We start from the raw sequence: 15,206 nt of genomic DNA on the forward strand, positions 1-15,206 counted from the left end.
CCGATGAAGAAGAGTTCGAGCGCGAGCAGCGAGGACATGCGTCGAGTCTACCCGTTCAGCCGAGCACGACCGGCAGCAGCGCGAGCGACGCGACGGCCACGACGAGCAGGGCACCGCACACCGATGCGCTCGCTCGGCCCACGAACCCAGGGGGGCGCCGTGAGGCGAGCTGCAGGGCGAGGGCAGCCAGCACGGATGCCGCGAGCACCACGCCGAGGGCCGCGAACGCGCCCGAGGGTCCCTGGTCGCCGAACCACTCGTCGGTCCCCGAGTAGGCCAGCGACACGACGATCGCCGACCCGACGATCGCGATGGCCCACACCCCCACGACCGCCCACCGCCCGAACGTCGTGCCCTGTTCGGCCATCCCGGTTTCCATCGCGCTCCCGACCGTCGCACGGACGCCGCGCGGCGTCCCGTAGTATTGACCGCACCTTACTACTGGAGGGTGAGCGTGGCGCAGCTCTTGATACTGACGCCGGCAGCCAACGATGAAGTTCTCCCGGCCCTGGCACTTCTGACTCACCGTGTGCGCGTGATCCCCGCCTCACCTGAGCAGCTCGTCCGCGCCCCGGAGTCGGATCTCGTCTTCCTCGACGCGCGCACCAACCTCGCGGGCGCCAAGGCCCTCTCGCAGATCCTGCGCACCACCGGCCTCTCGGTGCCGCTGCTGCTCGTCGTCACCGAGGGCGGCCTCACCGCCGTCACGCCCGACTGGGGCATCGACGACGTCGTGCTCGAGCACGCCGGTCCCGCCGAGATCGACGCGCGCATCCGGCTCGCGATCGGCCGCGCGCAGGCCACGCAGCCGAACGAGCGCATCCAGACCTCCGGCGTCGTCATCGACGAGGCGAGCTACTCCGCCAAGGTGCACGGCCGCACGCTGGACCTCACCTACAAGGAGTTCGAGCTCCTCCGCTTCCTCGCGGCCCATCCGTCACGCGTGTTCACCCGCGAGCAGCTGCTCAGCGAGGTGTGGGGCTACGACTACTTCGGCGGCACGCGCACGGTCGACGTGCACGTGCGGCGGCTGCGCGCCAAGCTCGGCGACCTCGACAGCCTCATCGGCACGGTGCGCAACGTCGGCTACCGGTTCAACGTCCACGAGGAGGACGACCGGGACGCGACCATCACCGCCCGGTGACGTCCGTCGCGCCACGCGCCCGCGTCGCGCCGCGTCACTTCGTCACCGCACGGTGACATCCGCTTCATCGCCGCTTCGCGACACGGTGGCATGATGTGTGGATGACCGCGGAGAGCACACTCGACGACGACCGCACCTCGAGCGACTTCGACGACGACTTCGAGCCCCTCGACATCGACGGTGCGCCCGAACTGCCCGCCGAGCGGTACCTCGACCGTGAGCTCAGCTGGCTGGCGTTCAACCAGCGGGTGCTCGAGCTCGCCGAGGACCCGCAGCTGCCCGTGCTCGAGCGCGCGAACTTCCTCGCGATCTTCGCGTCGAACCTCGACGAGTTCTTCATGGTGCGCGTCGCGGGCCTGAAGCGCCGCATCGTCACGGGCCTCGCCGTGCCCACGAACGTGGGCCGCTCCCCCCTGGACGTGCTGAGCGACGTCTCGCACAAGGCCCACGTGCTCATGGAGCGGCACGCCGCCGCCTACCAGCAGCTCGTGAAGCCGGCCCTCGCCGACGCCGGCATCAAGATCGTCACGTGGGGCGAGCTCGCCCCCGAGGAGCAGGCGCACCTGCACGAGTACTTCGGCGGGCAGATCTTCCCGGTGCTCATGCCGCTCGCCGTCGACCCCGCGCATCCGTTCCCCTATATCTCGGGGCTCTCGCTCAACCTCTCCGTCCGCGTGCGCAACAGCCGCACCGGTCGGCAGGAGTTCGCCCGCGTCAAGGTGCCCCAGATGCTGCCTCGGTTCGTGCGGGTCGATCCCGGCGAATCGGTCGAGGACGCCCGCTACATCACCCTCGAGGACCTCATCGCCAATCACCTCGGCGACCTGTTCCCGGGCATGGAGATCCTCGAGCACCACGTGTTCCGGGTCACCCGCAACGAGGACGTCGAGATCGAGGAGGACGAGACCGAGAACCTCATCAAGGCGCTCGAGAAGGAACTCCTGCGTCGCCGGTTCGGTCCGCCCATCCGCCTCGAGATCACCGACGACATGGACGACGTCACCCTCGGCCTCCTCGTGCGCGAGCTCGACGTGACCGAGCAGGAGGTCTACCGCCTGCCGGCGCCGCTCGACCTCGGCGGCCTCTTCGACCTCGCCCGCATCGACCGCCCCGAGCTGCACTACCCCACGCACGTGCCGACGACCAACGCCGCGCTCGCGCCGCCCGAGCCGAATCGTCGCGCCGACATCTTCCGCGCCGTCGCCCGGCAGGACGTGCTGCTCCACCATCCCTACGAGTCCTTCGCCACGAGCGTCCAGGCGTTCCTCGAGCAGGCCGCCGCCGACCCCGACGTGCTCGCGATCAAGCAGACCCTGTACCGCACCTCGGGCGACAGCCCCATCGTCGAGGCGCTCATCGACGCGGCCGAGGCGGGCAAGCAGGTGCTCGCCCTCGTCGAGATCAAGGCGCGCTTCGACGAGGCCGCGAACATCACCTGGGCCCGCAAGCTCGAAAAGGCCGGCGTGCACGTCGTCTACGGCCTCGTGGGGCTCAAGACCCACTGCAAGCTCGCCCTCGTGATCCGCCAGGAGCAGGGCGGGCTGCGCCACTACAGCCACATCGGCACGGGCAACTACAACCCCAAGACGAGCCGCATCTACGAGGACCTCGGGCTGCTCACCGCCGACGACCAGGTCGGCAAGGACCTCACGCGGCTGTTCAACGAACTCTCGGGCTACGCGATCGAGAAGAAGTTCAAGCGGCTCCTCGTCGCGCCGCTGCACCTGCGCAAGGGCCTGCTCAAGCAGATCTCCACCGAGATCCGCAACGCCGAGCAGGGCCGGCCCAGCGGCATCCGCATCAAGGTCAACTCGATCGTCGACGAGGCGATCATCGACGGCCTCTACCGCGCCTCGAACGCGGGCGTGCCCGTCGAGGTCTGGGTGCGCGGCATCTGCAGCCTGCGACCGGGCATCGAGGGGCTCAGCGAGAACATCCGCGTGCGCTCGATCCTCGGGCGCTACCTCGAGCACTCCCGGGTCTTCTCGTTCCTGAACGACGGCGATCCGCAGGTCTTCATCGGCTCGGCCGACATGATGCACCGCAACCTCGACCGCCGCGTCGAGGCGCTCGTGCGCCTCACCGACCCCGAGCACATCGCCGAGATCGACGGCATGTTCGACCAGGCGATGGACGAGCGCACGAGCTCCTGGTGGCTCGACGGCGACGGAACCTGGACGAGGCGGTCGACGGATGCCGCGGGGGCGCCGCTCGACGACCTGCAGTCCCGCCGCATGCAGCGCATCGCGCAGCGCAGCACCCGCTCGGGGAAGCGCCGGTGACCGGCACGGCCATCTACGCCGCGGGCGCCGTCTGCTGGCGCGTCATCGACGGCAGGATCCACGTGCTGGTCGTGCATCGCACGGTCTACGGCGACGTCACGATCCCCAAGGGCAAGGTCGACCCCGGCGAGTCGCTCCCCCGCACCGCGGTGCGCGAGATCGCCGAGGAGACCGGGCTCGACGTCGCCCTCGGCGTGCCGCTCGGCGTCTCCCGCTATCCCCTGCCGAGCGGCCGCGAGAAGATCGTGCACTACTGGGCCGCGGCCGTGAGCGACCGGGCCGTGCAGCGCTCGACGTTCCGCCCGAACGCAGAGATCGCCGCGCTCGAATGGGTCACGATCAAGCGGGCCCGCACGTACCTGAGCTACCAGCCCGACGTCGAGATCCTCGAGAACTTCTCGAAGCTCGTCGACCAGGGCGTCACCGACACCTTCTCGCTCGTGCTCGTGCGGCACGGCAAGGCCGTGAACCGCGGCAGCTGGGACGGCTCCGACGCATCCCGCCCCCTCGTCGAGCGCGGCGTGAAGCAGGCCGCCGGGCTCGTCGACGTCGTCACCGCGTGGGCGCCGCGTCGCATCGTCTCGAGCCCGGCGGTGCGGTGCGTCACGACGGTCGCGCCGCTCGCGGCGACCACGGGCATCACCATCAAGCGGGCCGAGGGCATCTCGCAGGACGCGTGGGAGGCCGGCGACGACGAGGTGCGCCGCGTGGTGGGCAAGCGCGTGCGCGTCGGCAAGTCGGCCGTGCTGTGCAGCCACGGGCCGGTGCTCCCCGAGATCGTGCGCGAGATCGCACTCGCCACGGGCACTCCGCTCGGTTCCTACGTGTCGGATGCCGCGGGGCTCGAGCCCGGTGCGTTCAGCGTCGTGCACCTCTCCACCACCAACCCCGCCTCGGGCATCATCGCGATCGAGACGCACGCCCCGCGCGCCTGAGCTCACTGCGGACTCCCAGCCGCGGCATCCGCACGGACAGTCGTCGTTCACCTTCCGTTCACCCTCGCGGGGGACGCTCGTCACGCACGCTGATTAGCGTCGCAGGCGGGTCGGCACCCGGCCCAGCCCTGCATTCAAGCCCCCGGAAGGGAATCACGTGAATCTCAAGCGTTTCGGCGCCCCCGCCGTCATCGCCATGACCGCGGCACTCGCGCTCAGCTCGTGCGCCGCGAACGAGGGCGGCTCGACCGCCCCCGACGCCTCCGTGTCGACGCTCTCGGGCAACCTCGTCGGCGCCGGCGCCTCGTCGCAGGACTCCGCGCAGCAGGCGTGGATCGCCGGCTTCCAGACGGCGAACCCCGACGTCACGATCGACTACGACCCCTCGGGCTCGGGCGCCGGTCGCGACACCTTCCTCGAAGGCGCGAGCGACTTCGCCGGTTCCGACCGCGCGTTCAAGGCCGAGGAGGTCGCCGCGGGCGGCTTCAAGAAGTGCGCCGCCGACTCGTCGATCGTCGAGCTCCCGCTGTACATCTCGCCGATCGCCGTCATCTTCAACCTCGACGGCATCGACTCGCTCGACCTCGAGCCCGCGGCCATCGCCGGGATCTTCGCCGGCACGATCACCAAGTGGAACGACCCCGCGATCGCGGCGACGAACCCCGACGTGACCCTCCCCGATCTCGCGATCACCGCCGTGCACCGCTCCGACAAGTCGGGCACGACCGGCAACTTCACCGACTACCTCGCCGCCGCGGCTCCCGACGTGTGGACCTCGGGCGCGGTCGAGGAGTGGCCGCTGCAGGGCGGCGAGGCCGCTCAGGGCACCTCCGGTGTCGTCGACGCCGTCACCAACGGCACCGGCACGGTCGGCTACGCCGACGCGTCCCGCGCGGGCGACCTCGGCACCGTCTCGGTGAAGGTGGGCGACGCGTTCGTGCCCTACTCCCCTGAGGCGGCATCCGCGGTGGTCGACGCCTCGCCCTTCGAGGAGGGGCGCGCCGACGGCGACCTCGCCATCGCGCTCGACCGCAACGCGGACGACACGAACGTGTACCCGATCGTGCTCGTGAGCTACCTCATCGGCTGCCAGCAGTACGAGGACCCGGCGAACGTCGAGATCGTGAAGTCGTACTTCAGCTACATCGCCAGCGCCGAGGGCCAGGACGTCGCGGCGGAGAACGCCGGCTCGGCTCCGATCTCGGACTCGCTCCGCGAGAAGATCCAGACCGCGATCGACTCGATCCAGTAGTAGGTTCGTGCCCGACCCCGACGCGTCCGAGGCGACGCGCACGGGGTCGGGCACAACCCTGTCTCACTCCACGAACCAGAGGATCCACGACAGATGACCACCGCCACCGCACAGATCACGGCGAAACAGCGACCCGGCGATCGCGTCTTCTCAGGGTCGGCCGTCTTCGCCGGCTCGATGATCCTCGTCACCCTCGCCGCCGTCGCGGGCTTCCTGCTCATCCAGAGCCTTCCCGCGCTCGTCGCCTCGAACGAGGACGCCTCGATCCTCGACAGCAACTTCTGGGCCTACGTCGGGCCCCTCGTCTTCGGCACCGTCTGGGCGGCGCTGCTCGCACTCGTCATGGCCCTGCCGATCTCGATCGGGATCGCCCTCTTCATCTCGCACTACGCACCGCGGCGACTCGCCTCGGTGCTCGGCTACATCGTCGACCTGCTCGCCGCGGTGCCCTCGGTCGTGTTCGGCCTCTGGGGCATCGGCGTGCTCGCGCCGGCGATCCAGCCCCTGTACTCCTGGCTCGTCGACAACATGGGCTGGTTCCCGTTGTTCGCCGGCCCCGTCTCGGGAACGGGTCGGACGATCCTCACCGCCGCGGTGGTGCTCGCCGTCATGGTGCTGCCCATCATCACCGCGATCTGCCGCGAGGTCTTCCTGCAGACCCCGGTGCTGCACGAGGAGGCCGCACTCGCGCTCGGCGCGACGCGCTGGGAGATGATCCGCATCGCGGTGCTCCCCTTCGGCCGCCCGGGCATCATCTCCGCCTCCGTGCTCGGGCTGGGACGCGCGCTCGGCGAGACGATGGCCGTCGCGATGGTGCTGTCGGCCACGGGCGCCGTGACGTTCCAGCTCCTCACCTCGGTGAACCCCTCGACGATCGCGGCGAACATCGCGCTGAGCTTCCCCGAGGCCTACGGCATCAACGTGAACGTGCTCATCGCGACCGGCCTCATCCTGTTCGTCGTGACCTTCGCCGTCAACGCGCTCGCGCGCTGGATCGTCAGCCGCCGCAAGGAATTCTCGGGAGCCAACTGATGACCACCACGCTCACCCCTCCCGAGCTGCGGCCGGCCGCCTCGCCGATCGCCAACTCGCTCACCGCGGGCAAGCTGCCCCAGGGCGCTCCGTGGATGATGCTCGGCGCGAGCCTCCTCGTCGCGGCCGGCGTCTTCGGCGTCGTCGCCGCCGGGAACGGCTCCGAGTTCAACTGGGTCGGCACCCTCGTGGTCGGCGCGATCCTGTACATCGTCGCGATCTGGCTGTTCTCGCGGATCGTCGAAGGCTCCCGGCGGGCGACCGATCGGTTCGTGACCGCACTCGTCACGGGTGCGTTCGTGCTCGCGATGATCCCGCTCGTGTCGCTCGCCATCACGGTCGTGACCTTCGGCCTCGCCCGCTTCGACGCCGAGTTCTTCACCTCCTCGATGCGCAACGTCACCGGAGAGGGCGGCGGCGCGCTGCACGCCATCGTGGGCACCCTGCTCATGACGGGCACGGCGGCGCTCATCTCGATCCCGATCGGCCTCATGACGTCGATCTACCTCGTGGAGTACGGCCGCGGGCGGCTCGCGCAGGGCATCACCTTCCTCGTCGACGTCATGACGGGCATCCCGTCGATCGTGGCCGGCCTCTTCGCCTACGCGCTCTTCGCGATCTTCTGGGGCCCGGGCACGCGCACCGGCATCGCCGGCGCCGTCGCCCTGACGGTGCTCATGATCCCCGTGGTCGTCCGCTCGAGCGAGGAGATGCTGAAGCTCGTGCCGAACGAGCTGCGCGAGGCCGCCTACGCACTCGGCGTGCCCAAGTGGCTCACGATCGTGAAGGTCGTGCTGCCCACGGCGATCGCCGGCATCACGACCGGCATCATGCTCGCGATCGCCCGCGTCATCGGCGAGACGGCGCCCCTGCTGATCGCGGCCGGCTTCACGCAGAGCATGAACTACAACCTCTTCGAGGGCCGCATGTCCTCGCTTCCCGTGTTCGTGTATACGCAGTACGCCAACCAGGGCAACCCGCCCGAGGCCTACCTCGACCGCGCATGGGCCGCCGCACTCACCCTCATCCTCATCGTCATGGCGCTGAACCTCATCGCCCGACTCGTCGCCCGCTTCTTCGCCCCGAAGCTCGGCCGCTGATCTTCACGCAGTAAAGGAAACCCGTGTCCAAGCGCATCGAAGTCCGTGACCTCAACGTCTACTACAGCAAGTTCCTCGCGGTCGAGGGCGTGAGCCTCGAGATCGAGCCACGCAGCGTCACCGCGTTCATCGGCCCGTCGGGCTGCGGCAAGTCCACGTTCCTCCGCACCCTCAACCGCATGCACGAGGTCATCCCCGGCGCGCGCGTCGAGGGCGAGGTGCTCATCGACGGCAACAACCTCTACGACGCGGACGTCGACCCGGTGCTCGTGCGCCGGCAGGTCGGCATGGTGTTCCAGCGCCCGAACCCGTTCCCCACGATGTCGATCAAGGAGAACGTGCTCGCGGGCGTCAAGCTCAACAACAAGCGCATCTCCAAGTCCGACGCCGACGCGCTCGTCGAGAAGTCCCTGCAGGGCGCGAACCTCTGGAACGAGGTCAAGGACCGCCTCGACCGGCCGGGCTCGAGCCTCTCGGGCGGCCAGCAGCAGCGGCTCTGCATCGCCCGCGCGATCGCCGTCTCGCCCGAGGTCATCCTCATGGACGAGCCCTGCTCGGCGCTCGACCCGATCTCGACCCTCGCGATCGAGGACCTCATCGAGGAGCTCAAGCAGGACTACACGATCGTCATCGTGACCCACAACATGCAGCAGGCCTCGCGGGTCTCCGACCGCACCGCGTTCTTCAACATCGCGGGCACCGGCAAGCCCGGCAAGCTCATCGAGTACGACGACACCACGACGATCTTCTCGAACCCCTCGGTCAAGGCGACCGAGGACTACGTGTCGGGCCGCTTCGGCTGATCCGACGGCGCCGCACCGACGGCCCGGTTCCCGCTGCTGCGGGGCCGGGCCGTCGTCGTCTCGCGGAGTCCGCCGTGGCCGCCTGAGGCCGTGTCGTCAGTCCCGCGGCGACAGCAGGTAGGCGTTGAAGTCGCGCGTCGCGTCCTCGTCGACGGGCATCGGCACGTCGTCGAGCGCCGTGATCGGCGCGGCGAGGCGCACGCTCGACACGAGCCACGCGGCATCCGCCGACCGGAGCTCGTCGACGGTCACGTCGCGGTACTCGCCCGTGCGCCCCGTGGCCTCGAGGTGGGCGAACAGGCTGCGCTGCGTCGTGCCGTGCAGAATGCCCGCCGCGGGCGGCGGCGTCACGAAGCGGTCGCCGATCCGCACGATGACGCTCGACGTGGGTCCCTCCAGCACGAACCCGTCGGAGGTGACGAAGAGCGCGTCGTCGGCGCTGCGCCGCTTCGCCTCGCGGATCGCCGCCATGTTCGCCGCGTAGCTCAGCGTCTTGGCGCCGAGCAGCAGCCACGGGGCGCGCTCCCCCGCCCCGCGATCGATGCCGCGGTCGAGGGTGATCACGCGGATGCCGCGCTCCCGCGCCGCCGTGAAGTCGGCGCCCGGCACGACGTACACCCACGCGGTGGGCTTCGGTCCGGGGTCGAGCCCGCGGCTCAGCGCGATCTTCAGCGCGTACTCGCCCTGCGCGGGGAGGCGTGCCGCCGCCGCGGCGATGACCGCGCGCCACTGGTCGGCGTTGGGCTCGGGCAGTTCGCAGATGCGCGCGGAGTTCGCGAGGCGGGCGAGGTGCGGGCCGACCTCCTGCACGTGTCCGTCGATGACGGCGAGGGTCTCGAACACGCCGTCGCCGCGGTGCGGGGCGAAGTCGTTCACGGCGAGGGCGCCGGCTCCGGTCTCCACCTCGCGGACTGCCTCGTCGAAGGAATCGGCCGCGGCGCCGACGGGCAGCGGATCGACGAGGAACGTCAGCGTTTCGACCATTCCCCGATGCTACGCCGCGCGCGGCCGGCGCGCCCGTGCCCGAGCGCGAACCGGGGCGACCGACGCGGGGCAGCGAAATGGCCGGCCGCAGAACGCCTCTCGGCGCGAGGCCGCTCGGAGCGGCGAATATTGGAGCCCGGGGTTACTGCGACCGGCCACGTCCATTGTAAACGAGGGGTGGGGGTGCTTCATTCCCGACGGCGGTCGCGAGGCTGCCGGAACACCCCGGCACCGCGGTCACGCCGCGGCGGCGGGGCCGGCTGTGCCGCGCTCAGTCGAGGGAGTCGCGGCGCCAGAGCCGGGCGCACGAGGCGAACTCGTCGGCGAGCGCGTCGAGCCGGAGGGCGCGACGGGTGAGCTGCTCGGATCGCTCGGGGTGCACGGCGTCCGCGGCATCCGCGTCGTCGGCGAGGCTCGCATATCCGGCCGAGGTGACCCGGCAGAACGCCGCGGCCCGCTCGAGCGCGACGGCGAAGTCACCCGAGAAGACGCCCTGCAGGATCACGTCGGCGAGCTCCTGCACCTCGGCGGGACCCGCGGGGACCGGTGCGCCCGCGACCACCTGGTCGATCGTGCGGGAGACCTCGGTGCCGCGCTGGTAGGCGAGGCTCGTCGACGCCGCATCCTGGCGGATGAGCGTGCGCAGGAGGTAGATGCGCCACAGCGCGCCGGGCAGGCTCTTCGGCGACGCGTGCGCCCACAGCTCGGCGATCGCGTCGATGCCGTGCTGGTCGGTGTAGGTGACGAGCCGCGAGACGACCTCGGGATCGGGGTCGGCCCGCACGCGGGAGAGCACCGCGGCGGCGGTGTCGTGCGCGACGCGGCTGACGTGCGCGGGATCCTCCGCGCCGAGGTAACCCTCGAACATCCGCGGGGGGAAACGCGTGGGGCGGTGGAAATCTGAGGCCATCGCGGGACACGATACCCGCTGCCTCTGCGGATGCGTCCGCGTTCCGCCCTCGGCGGAACCGGGAATGCGGGGCCTGCGCGGTCGCAGTACGTGCCCGCCGCCTGTCCCCGCTGTCGGGACGCGCGGCGCCTCGACAGGCTGATCAGGGGCACCCTCGAGGCCTCGGTCACTCTGTACTCAGCGCCCGCTGCGCGATCGCCGATCGCCACGTGGCCCCCATTCGCTCGTAGGTGGCGATGGCATGGCAGTTCCGGCAGCGGACCTCGCACTTGGCGATCTCGTCACGCACCCGCTGCCATGAATAGGCCGCCTTCGCGAGCTTCATCACCTCGGCCGACTTCTCGACGCCCTCCCGATGATCGAAGTCGAGCACGCGGATGTCCGCCTCGCCGCAGTCGACGCACGGATGCTCCAGCAGGTAGTCGCCGATCCGCTGGAGATGGGACGCGCGCGTCTTCGCCACTTGCGCGGCCACTGCCCGGCGGTGCTTGTCGAGGTTCTCCGAGTAGTACCGTCGCGCCCGCGCGGCGTTGCACGCCCGGCAGACCGACTGCCGTCCATCCGGGGACCGCGCGCGCCGGTTGAACTCGGAATGCGCGAGCGAACGGCGGCAGGTCGAGCAGGTCTTCATGCATCTCCCTTCGACAGGCGGGGACAGCCTACGTTCGGCCGGTGACAGCCGCGGGAGCGGACGCGCCTCGAACCGCACCGTCGTCCGGCGACCCGCGATCCGGCCCGTGCGGGCCCTCCGACGAGGCCATTCGACCGCGCTATTGTGGTGGAGCGGGCCTCTAGCTCAGTTGGCAGAGCAGCGGACTTTTAATCCGCGGGTCGTCGGTTCGAGCCCGACGGGGCCCACCCCGCCCAGCCCCACCACGCTGGGGCCCACCACGCTCACTCCGCCGGCGACAGGTCCGGCTCCACGTCGACGCCGAACTCGTGGCGCAGGGCGCTCAGCGCCGCGTGCCAGCCGGCGAGGCCGTGCACGCCCGGTCCGGGTGGCGTCGACGACGACGCGAGGTACACGCCGGGAATCGGCGTGCGCCACGGGTCGGGCGAGAGCACCGGGCGCCGCAGGAGCTGCCCGAGCGACGGCGCGCCCGAGGCGATGTCGCCGCCGATGTAGTTTGCATTGTGCGCCTGCACCTGCACCGCGCTCATCGACGACGACGCGAGCACCACGTCGCGGAACCCCGGCGCGAAGCGCTCGATCTGCCGGGTGACGACCTCGGTCGGGTCGAGCGCCGACCCCGCGGGCACGTGCGTGTAGGCCCACAGCACGTGGCGGCCGTCGGGCGCACGGCCCGGGTCGACGATCGAGGGCTGCGACACCAGCACGTAGGGCGACTCCGCGTGGCGCCCCCGGTGCACCGCCGCCTCGGCCGCGGCCATCTCGGTGCGCGTGCCTCCGACGTGCACCGTGCCCGCGAGGGCGAGCCCGGGGTTCGCCCACGGCACCGGGGCCGAGAGCGCGAAATCCACCTTCGCGGCGGCGCTCCCATAGCGGAACCGGCGGAGCGCCCGGAGGTACGGCGGCGGCACGCGGTCACCGGCGATGCGGGCGAGCGCGCGGGGGGTCACGTCGAGCAGCACGGCGCCCGCCCGTGGCAGATCGCGCAGGTCGTCGACCGCGGCATCCGTGAGCACCTCGCCGCCGTGCGCCTCGAGGTCGGCGACGAGCGCATCGACGATGGCCTGGCTCCCGCCGACCGGGATCGGCCAGCCGCGCGCGTGCGCGTGCGCCGTGAGCACGAGCCCCGCGCCGGCGGTCGAGAGGCTCGGCAGGGGGCGGATCGTGTGGGCGGCCACCCCGGTGAGCATCGCGGGGGCGACCTCGTCGTCGAAGCGGGCGTTCCAGAGGGGGGTGCCCTGCTCGAGCACCGCGAGACCCAGGCGGGCGGCGACGAGCGGATGCCGCGGCACGCGCACGAGCGACGAGCCCGTCACCTCGGCGACCTCGTCGGCATGCCGCGCGAGCGGGCGCAGGAGCCGGGCGTACGCGCGACCGTCGCGCCCGAGCTCCGCCGCTGTGCGATCGAGGTCGCGGTAGGCGATGCCCGCGACCCCGCCGTCGAGCGGATGCCCGAACGATGCCGGCGGCAGGCGCAGCTCGATGCGGCGTTCGAGCCCGAACGCGCGGAAGAACGGCGACGCGAGCGCCATGGGGTGCACGGCGGAGCAGACGTCGTGCAGGAACCCGGGAAGCGTGAGTTCGGCGGTGCGGGCGCCGCCGCCGATGGTGGGCTGCGCCTCGAGGACGCGCACCGCGAGCCCGGCGCGAGCGAGCGTCACCGCGGCGGCGAGCCCGTTGGGCCCGGCGCCGACGACGATCGCGTCGACGGACGGCATGCCTGAAGACTACGTCGCGAGGGACCGACCGGGGCACCGCCCGGCGGGGAGGTCGAGCTACTCGGTCTGGTCGTCGAGCACCGCGCCGGGGGCGTTGGTACGCACCGACTCGATGCCGTTCTTCGCGGCGGCCTTCGTCGTGTACGCCTCGGACGCGGCGATGACCTGTCCGTTCGAGGCCTTCAGGCGAAAGCGATACTGTCCCGCGGAATCCGTGTAGAGCTCGAACTTCCCCGCCATGGCGGACCCTCCCCAGGTTTCCCCTTCCGTACAGCTTCGTACGGTGAAGTCACCGTAACCCCCTTGCACCGTCTGCACCAGAGGTACTTGGTCCCGAAGGTCACAGTATGGCGACGACCGCGTGCCCGGCCTGCCACGGAGCCCCCGCGCGGACCCGTGCGCGGGCCCCCGCGAGAGCGGCCCGACCAGGGCTAGCCGACGAGCGCGCGGAAGCCCGACATGAGCGCGACACGCTCGGCCGAGGAGCGCGCGAGCGGCGTGACCGTGAGCGTGGTCACGCCCGACTCGGCGAAGGCGGCGACGCGCTCGGCGACCTCGGCGGCCGAGCCGATGAGCGAGACGGCGCGCACGAGCTCGTCGGGCACCGCGGCGACCGCCTCCTGCTTGCGTCCGTCGAGATAGAGGTCCTGGATGCGCCCGGCCTCCTCGGCGTACCCGTAGCTCGAGATGAGCTCGTTGTAGAAGTTCTTGCCGCGGGCGCCCATGCCGCCGATGTAGAGCGCGAGGTTGGGCTTCACGGCGTCGACGGCCGCGGCCGCGGCATCCGCCCGGTCGGTGATCGCGAGCGCCGGGCTGGCGAAGACGTCGAGCGCGCCCAGCTCGGGTGCGCGCTTCGCGAGGCCCGCGGCGAGCGACGCGCCCCACACCTGCGCGGCGCGCTCGGGGTGGTAGAACATCGGCAGCCAGCCGTCGGCGACCTCGGCGGTCTGCTCCACCGACTTCGGCCCGAGCGATGCGACCGTGATCGGGATGCGCTCGCGCACGGGGTGGTTGATGAGCTTGAGCGGCTTGCCGAGCCCCGTGCCCTCGCCGGCGGGAAGCGGGATGCGGTAGTTGCGCCCCTCGTAGACGACGGGCTCGCGGCGCCACACCATGCGGCACACGTCGATGATCTCGCGCGTGCGGCCCAGCGGCGCGTCGTACTTGAGCCCGTGGAAGCCCTCGATCACCTGCGGCCCCGAGGCGCCGATGCCGAGCTCGAACCGGCCGTCGGAGACGTAGTCGAGCCCGGCGGCCGTCATCGCGGTGAGGGTGGGCGTGCGCGTGTAGAACTGCAGGATGCCGCTCATGAGCGTCATGCGCGAGGTGCGCGCAGCGAGGAATCCGAGCTGGCTGACGGCGTCGAACGAGTAGGCCTCGGGGACGGCGACGAGATCGACGCCGGCCTGTTCGAGCTCGGCGACCTCGTCGGCGACCTCGCGGAAGCCTCCGGCGTAGTTCAGGAACATGCCGACGCGCATGCGTCACTCCTCGTCGTCGTGGGGTGGTGGGGCCCGGCCGTGCGGGCCACCTCAGACCCTATCCGACCGCGCCGAGGGGGATCTGCGCCGCGTGCACAGGGTGCCCGGCCGAGGCGCGGGCACCCCGGCGGGGTGAGACGAGCGGATGTCGCGGTCCGGCCGATCCCCCGGACACGGGCCGCGACATCCGCCCGAGCCTGTCAGGTCTCGAACGCCGCGATGGGATCGGTCGTCGGAGACGTGGAACCCCCGGCGGGCTCGACCGTGATGCCCACGACGAGTCCGGGCTGGAACTCGCCGTCGAGCACCACGAACGCCTCGCCGCCGCGCGACGGGTCGAAGGTGCCGGCGGGCGTCGCGCCCGAGTCGTCGATGTACCAGAGCTCGTACGTGGAGTCGGCGCCCACGTCGGGCAGGTCGGCGGCGCGCACGGCCGAACGGCCCAGCTCGGCCGACCAGACGAGCTCGACCGTGCCACCCCCGGGCACCTCGGCCTCGGCGGTCTGCGCGTCGGGGGCTGCGGCGATCGCCTGCACGTCACGTTGCGCGCCCCAGCCCGCCGGCCCGCCCCAGTTGACGCCCACGACGGTGCCGGCGATGAGGAGCAGGGCGGCCGCCGCGGCCGCGAGGATCGCGCCCGGACGCTGGAACCAGCGGCGCTCGGCGGCCCGCTCGGCGCGACCGGTGCGGCGTGGGGAGGCGGGTTCCGTCGCCGGCGCCTCGTCGGCGATCGTCGGGACTGCGGCGTCGGGCGCGGTGGGCTCGTCGATGATCGGCGCGGGCGCGACGGGCTCGTGGGCGGCGGGCACGGCCTGAGGCGCGGCGGCCTCGGGCGCGGCTTCCGCGGCGAGCTGCGGCACCTCGTCGAGGCGCGCGAAGATCGACGCCTTCAGCGACGGCGGCGGGGTCACGGGCGGCACCGCGTCGGCGAGCC

The 15,206-nt window shown here is 71.5% G+C and carries 15 protein-coding genes and 1 tRNA gene; 8 read left to right on the forward strand and 8 right to left on the reverse strand.

Going from position 1 to position 15,206, the window contains the following annotated elements; genetic code table 11:
• Nucleotides 1-55 precede the first annotated feature (55 nt).
• Nucleotides 56-367 (reverse strand): hypothetical protein, encoded by a 312-nt coding sequence (locus EDM22_RS10930; RefSeq protein WP_122937084.1) that lies wholly within the window; start codon nucleotides 365-367, stop codon nucleotides 56-58.
• A gap of 87 nt (nucleotides 368-454) precedes the next feature.
• Between EDM22_RS10930 and EDM22_RS10935 the strand changes: the two genes are divergently transcribed.
• The 7 genes from EDM22_RS10935 to pstB all read left to right on the forward strand — a co-directional run bounded on the left by EDM22_RS10935 (nucleotide 455) and on the right by pstB (nucleotide 8,548).
• Entirely contained in the window at nucleotides 455-1,144 is a 690-nt protein-coding gene (locus EDM22_RS10935; RefSeq protein ID WP_122937085.1) for a winged helix-turn-helix transcriptional regulator, read from the forward strand.
• A gap of 101 nt (nucleotides 1,145-1,245) precedes the next feature.
• Nucleotides 1,246-3,426 (forward strand): RNA degradosome polyphosphate kinase, encoded by a 2,181-nt coding sequence (locus EDM22_RS10940; protein WP_122937086.1) that lies wholly within the window; start codon nucleotides 1,246-1,248, stop codon nucleotides 3,424-3,426.
• Nucleotides 3,423-4,361: an NUDIX hydrolase gene (locus tag EDM22_RS10945; RefSeq protein WP_122937087.1), complete on the forward strand. Its 939-nt coding sequence runs from the start codon at nucleotides 3,423-3,425 to the stop codon at nucleotides 4,359-4,361. Before EDM22_RS10940 ends, EDM22_RS10945 begins: the two co-directional genes overlap by 4 nt.
• A 157-nt stretch (nucleotides 4,362-4,518) precedes the next feature.
• A complete protein-coding gene (gene pstS / locus EDM22_RS10950) occupies nucleotides 4,519-5,613 on the forward strand; it encodes a phosphate ABC transporter substrate-binding protein PstS (RefSeq protein WP_376917887.1) in 1,095 nt (364 codons plus the stop codon).
• 93 nt (nucleotides 5,614-5,706) lie between these two features.
• A complete protein-coding gene (gene pstC, locus EDM22_RS10955) occupies nucleotides 5,707-6,645 on the forward strand; it encodes a phosphate ABC transporter permease subunit PstC (protein WP_122937088.1) in 939 nt (312 codons plus the stop codon).
• Entirely contained in the window at nucleotides 6,645-7,745 is a 1,101-nt protein-coding gene (gene pstA / locus EDM22_RS10960) for a phosphate ABC transporter permease PstA (RefSeq protein ID WP_122937089.1), read from the forward strand. The genes pstC and pstA overlap by 1 nt, the downstream gene beginning before the upstream one ends.
• Nucleotides 7,746-7,768: 23 nt before the next feature.
• Nucleotides 7,769-8,548 carry a phosphate ABC transporter ATP-binding protein PstB gene (gene pstB, locus EDM22_RS10965; RefSeq protein WP_122937090.1) on the forward strand — a complete coding sequence of 260 codons (780 nt, stop codon included), beginning with the start codon at nucleotides 7,769-7,771 and terminating at the stop codon, nucleotides 8,546-8,548.
• 96 nt (nucleotides 8,549-8,644) lie between these two features.
• Here pstB and EDM22_RS10970 read toward each other — a convergent pair whose 3' ends face one another.
• The 3 genes from EDM22_RS10970 to EDM22_RS10980 all read right to left on the reverse strand — a co-directional run bounded on the left by EDM22_RS10970 (nucleotide 8,645) and on the right by EDM22_RS10980 (nucleotide 11,073).
• Nucleotides 8,645-9,532 (reverse strand): aminodeoxychorismate lyase, encoded by an 888-nt coding sequence (locus EDM22_RS10970; protein WP_122937091.1) that lies wholly within the window; start codon nucleotides 9,530-9,532, stop codon nucleotides 8,645-8,647.
• Between the two features lie 271 nt (nucleotides 9,533-9,803).
• Nucleotides 9,804-10,442 (reverse strand): DNA-directed RNA polymerase subunit beta, encoded by a 639-nt coding sequence (locus tag EDM22_RS10975; protein WP_122937092.1) that lies wholly within the window; start codon nucleotides 10,440-10,442, stop codon nucleotides 9,804-9,806.
• A gap of 166 nt (nucleotides 10,443-10,608) precedes the next feature.
• Entirely contained in the window at nucleotides 10,609-11,073 is a 465-nt protein-coding gene (locus tag EDM22_RS10980) for a hypothetical protein (protein ID WP_122937093.1), read from the reverse strand.
• Between the two features lie 154 nt (nucleotides 11,074-11,227).
• On the opposite strand from EDM22_RS10980, the gene EDM22_RS10985 reads away from it, so the two are divergent.
• Nucleotides 11,228-11,300: transfer RNA gene (locus EDM22_RS10985), tRNA-Lys, on the forward strand.
• A gap of 36 nt (nucleotides 11,301-11,336) precedes the next feature.
• On the opposite strand, the gene EDM22_RS10990 is transcribed toward EDM22_RS10985, so the two are convergent.
• The 4 genes from EDM22_RS10990 to EDM22_RS11005 all read right to left on the reverse strand — a co-directional run.
• The gene (locus tag EDM22_RS10990; protein ID WP_122937094.1) at nucleotides 11,337-12,791 is read right to left on the reverse strand and encodes a phytoene desaturase family protein; all 1,455 of its coding nucleotides are present in this window, start codon (nucleotides 12,789-12,791) and stop codon (nucleotides 11,337-11,339) included.
• A gap of 57 nt (nucleotides 12,792-12,848) precedes the next feature.
• Nucleotides 12,849-13,031: a YegP family protein gene (locus tag EDM22_RS10995; RefSeq protein ID WP_122937095.1), complete on the reverse strand. Its 183-nt coding sequence runs from the start codon at nucleotides 13,029-13,031 to the stop codon at nucleotides 12,849-12,851.
• Nucleotides 13,032-13,222: 191 nt separating this feature from the next.
• Nucleotides 13,223-14,272 (reverse strand): LLM class F420-dependent oxidoreductase, encoded by a 1,050-nt coding sequence (locus EDM22_RS11000; RefSeq protein ID WP_122937096.1) that lies wholly within the window; start codon nucleotides 14,270-14,272, stop codon nucleotides 13,223-13,225.
• A gap of 200 nt (nucleotides 14,273-14,472) precedes the next feature.
• Nucleotides 14,473-15,206, reverse strand: a 734-nt coding sequence (locus EDM22_RS11005) for an anti-sigma factor (RefSeq protein ID WP_138708067.1), incomplete at its 5' end; no start/stop codon positions are given.

The sequence above is a fragment of the Agromyces tardus genome, assembly GCF_003710805.1.
Taxonomy (GTDB): Bacteria; Actinomycetota; Actinomycetes; order Actinomycetales; family Microbacteriaceae; genus Agromyces; species Agromyces tardus.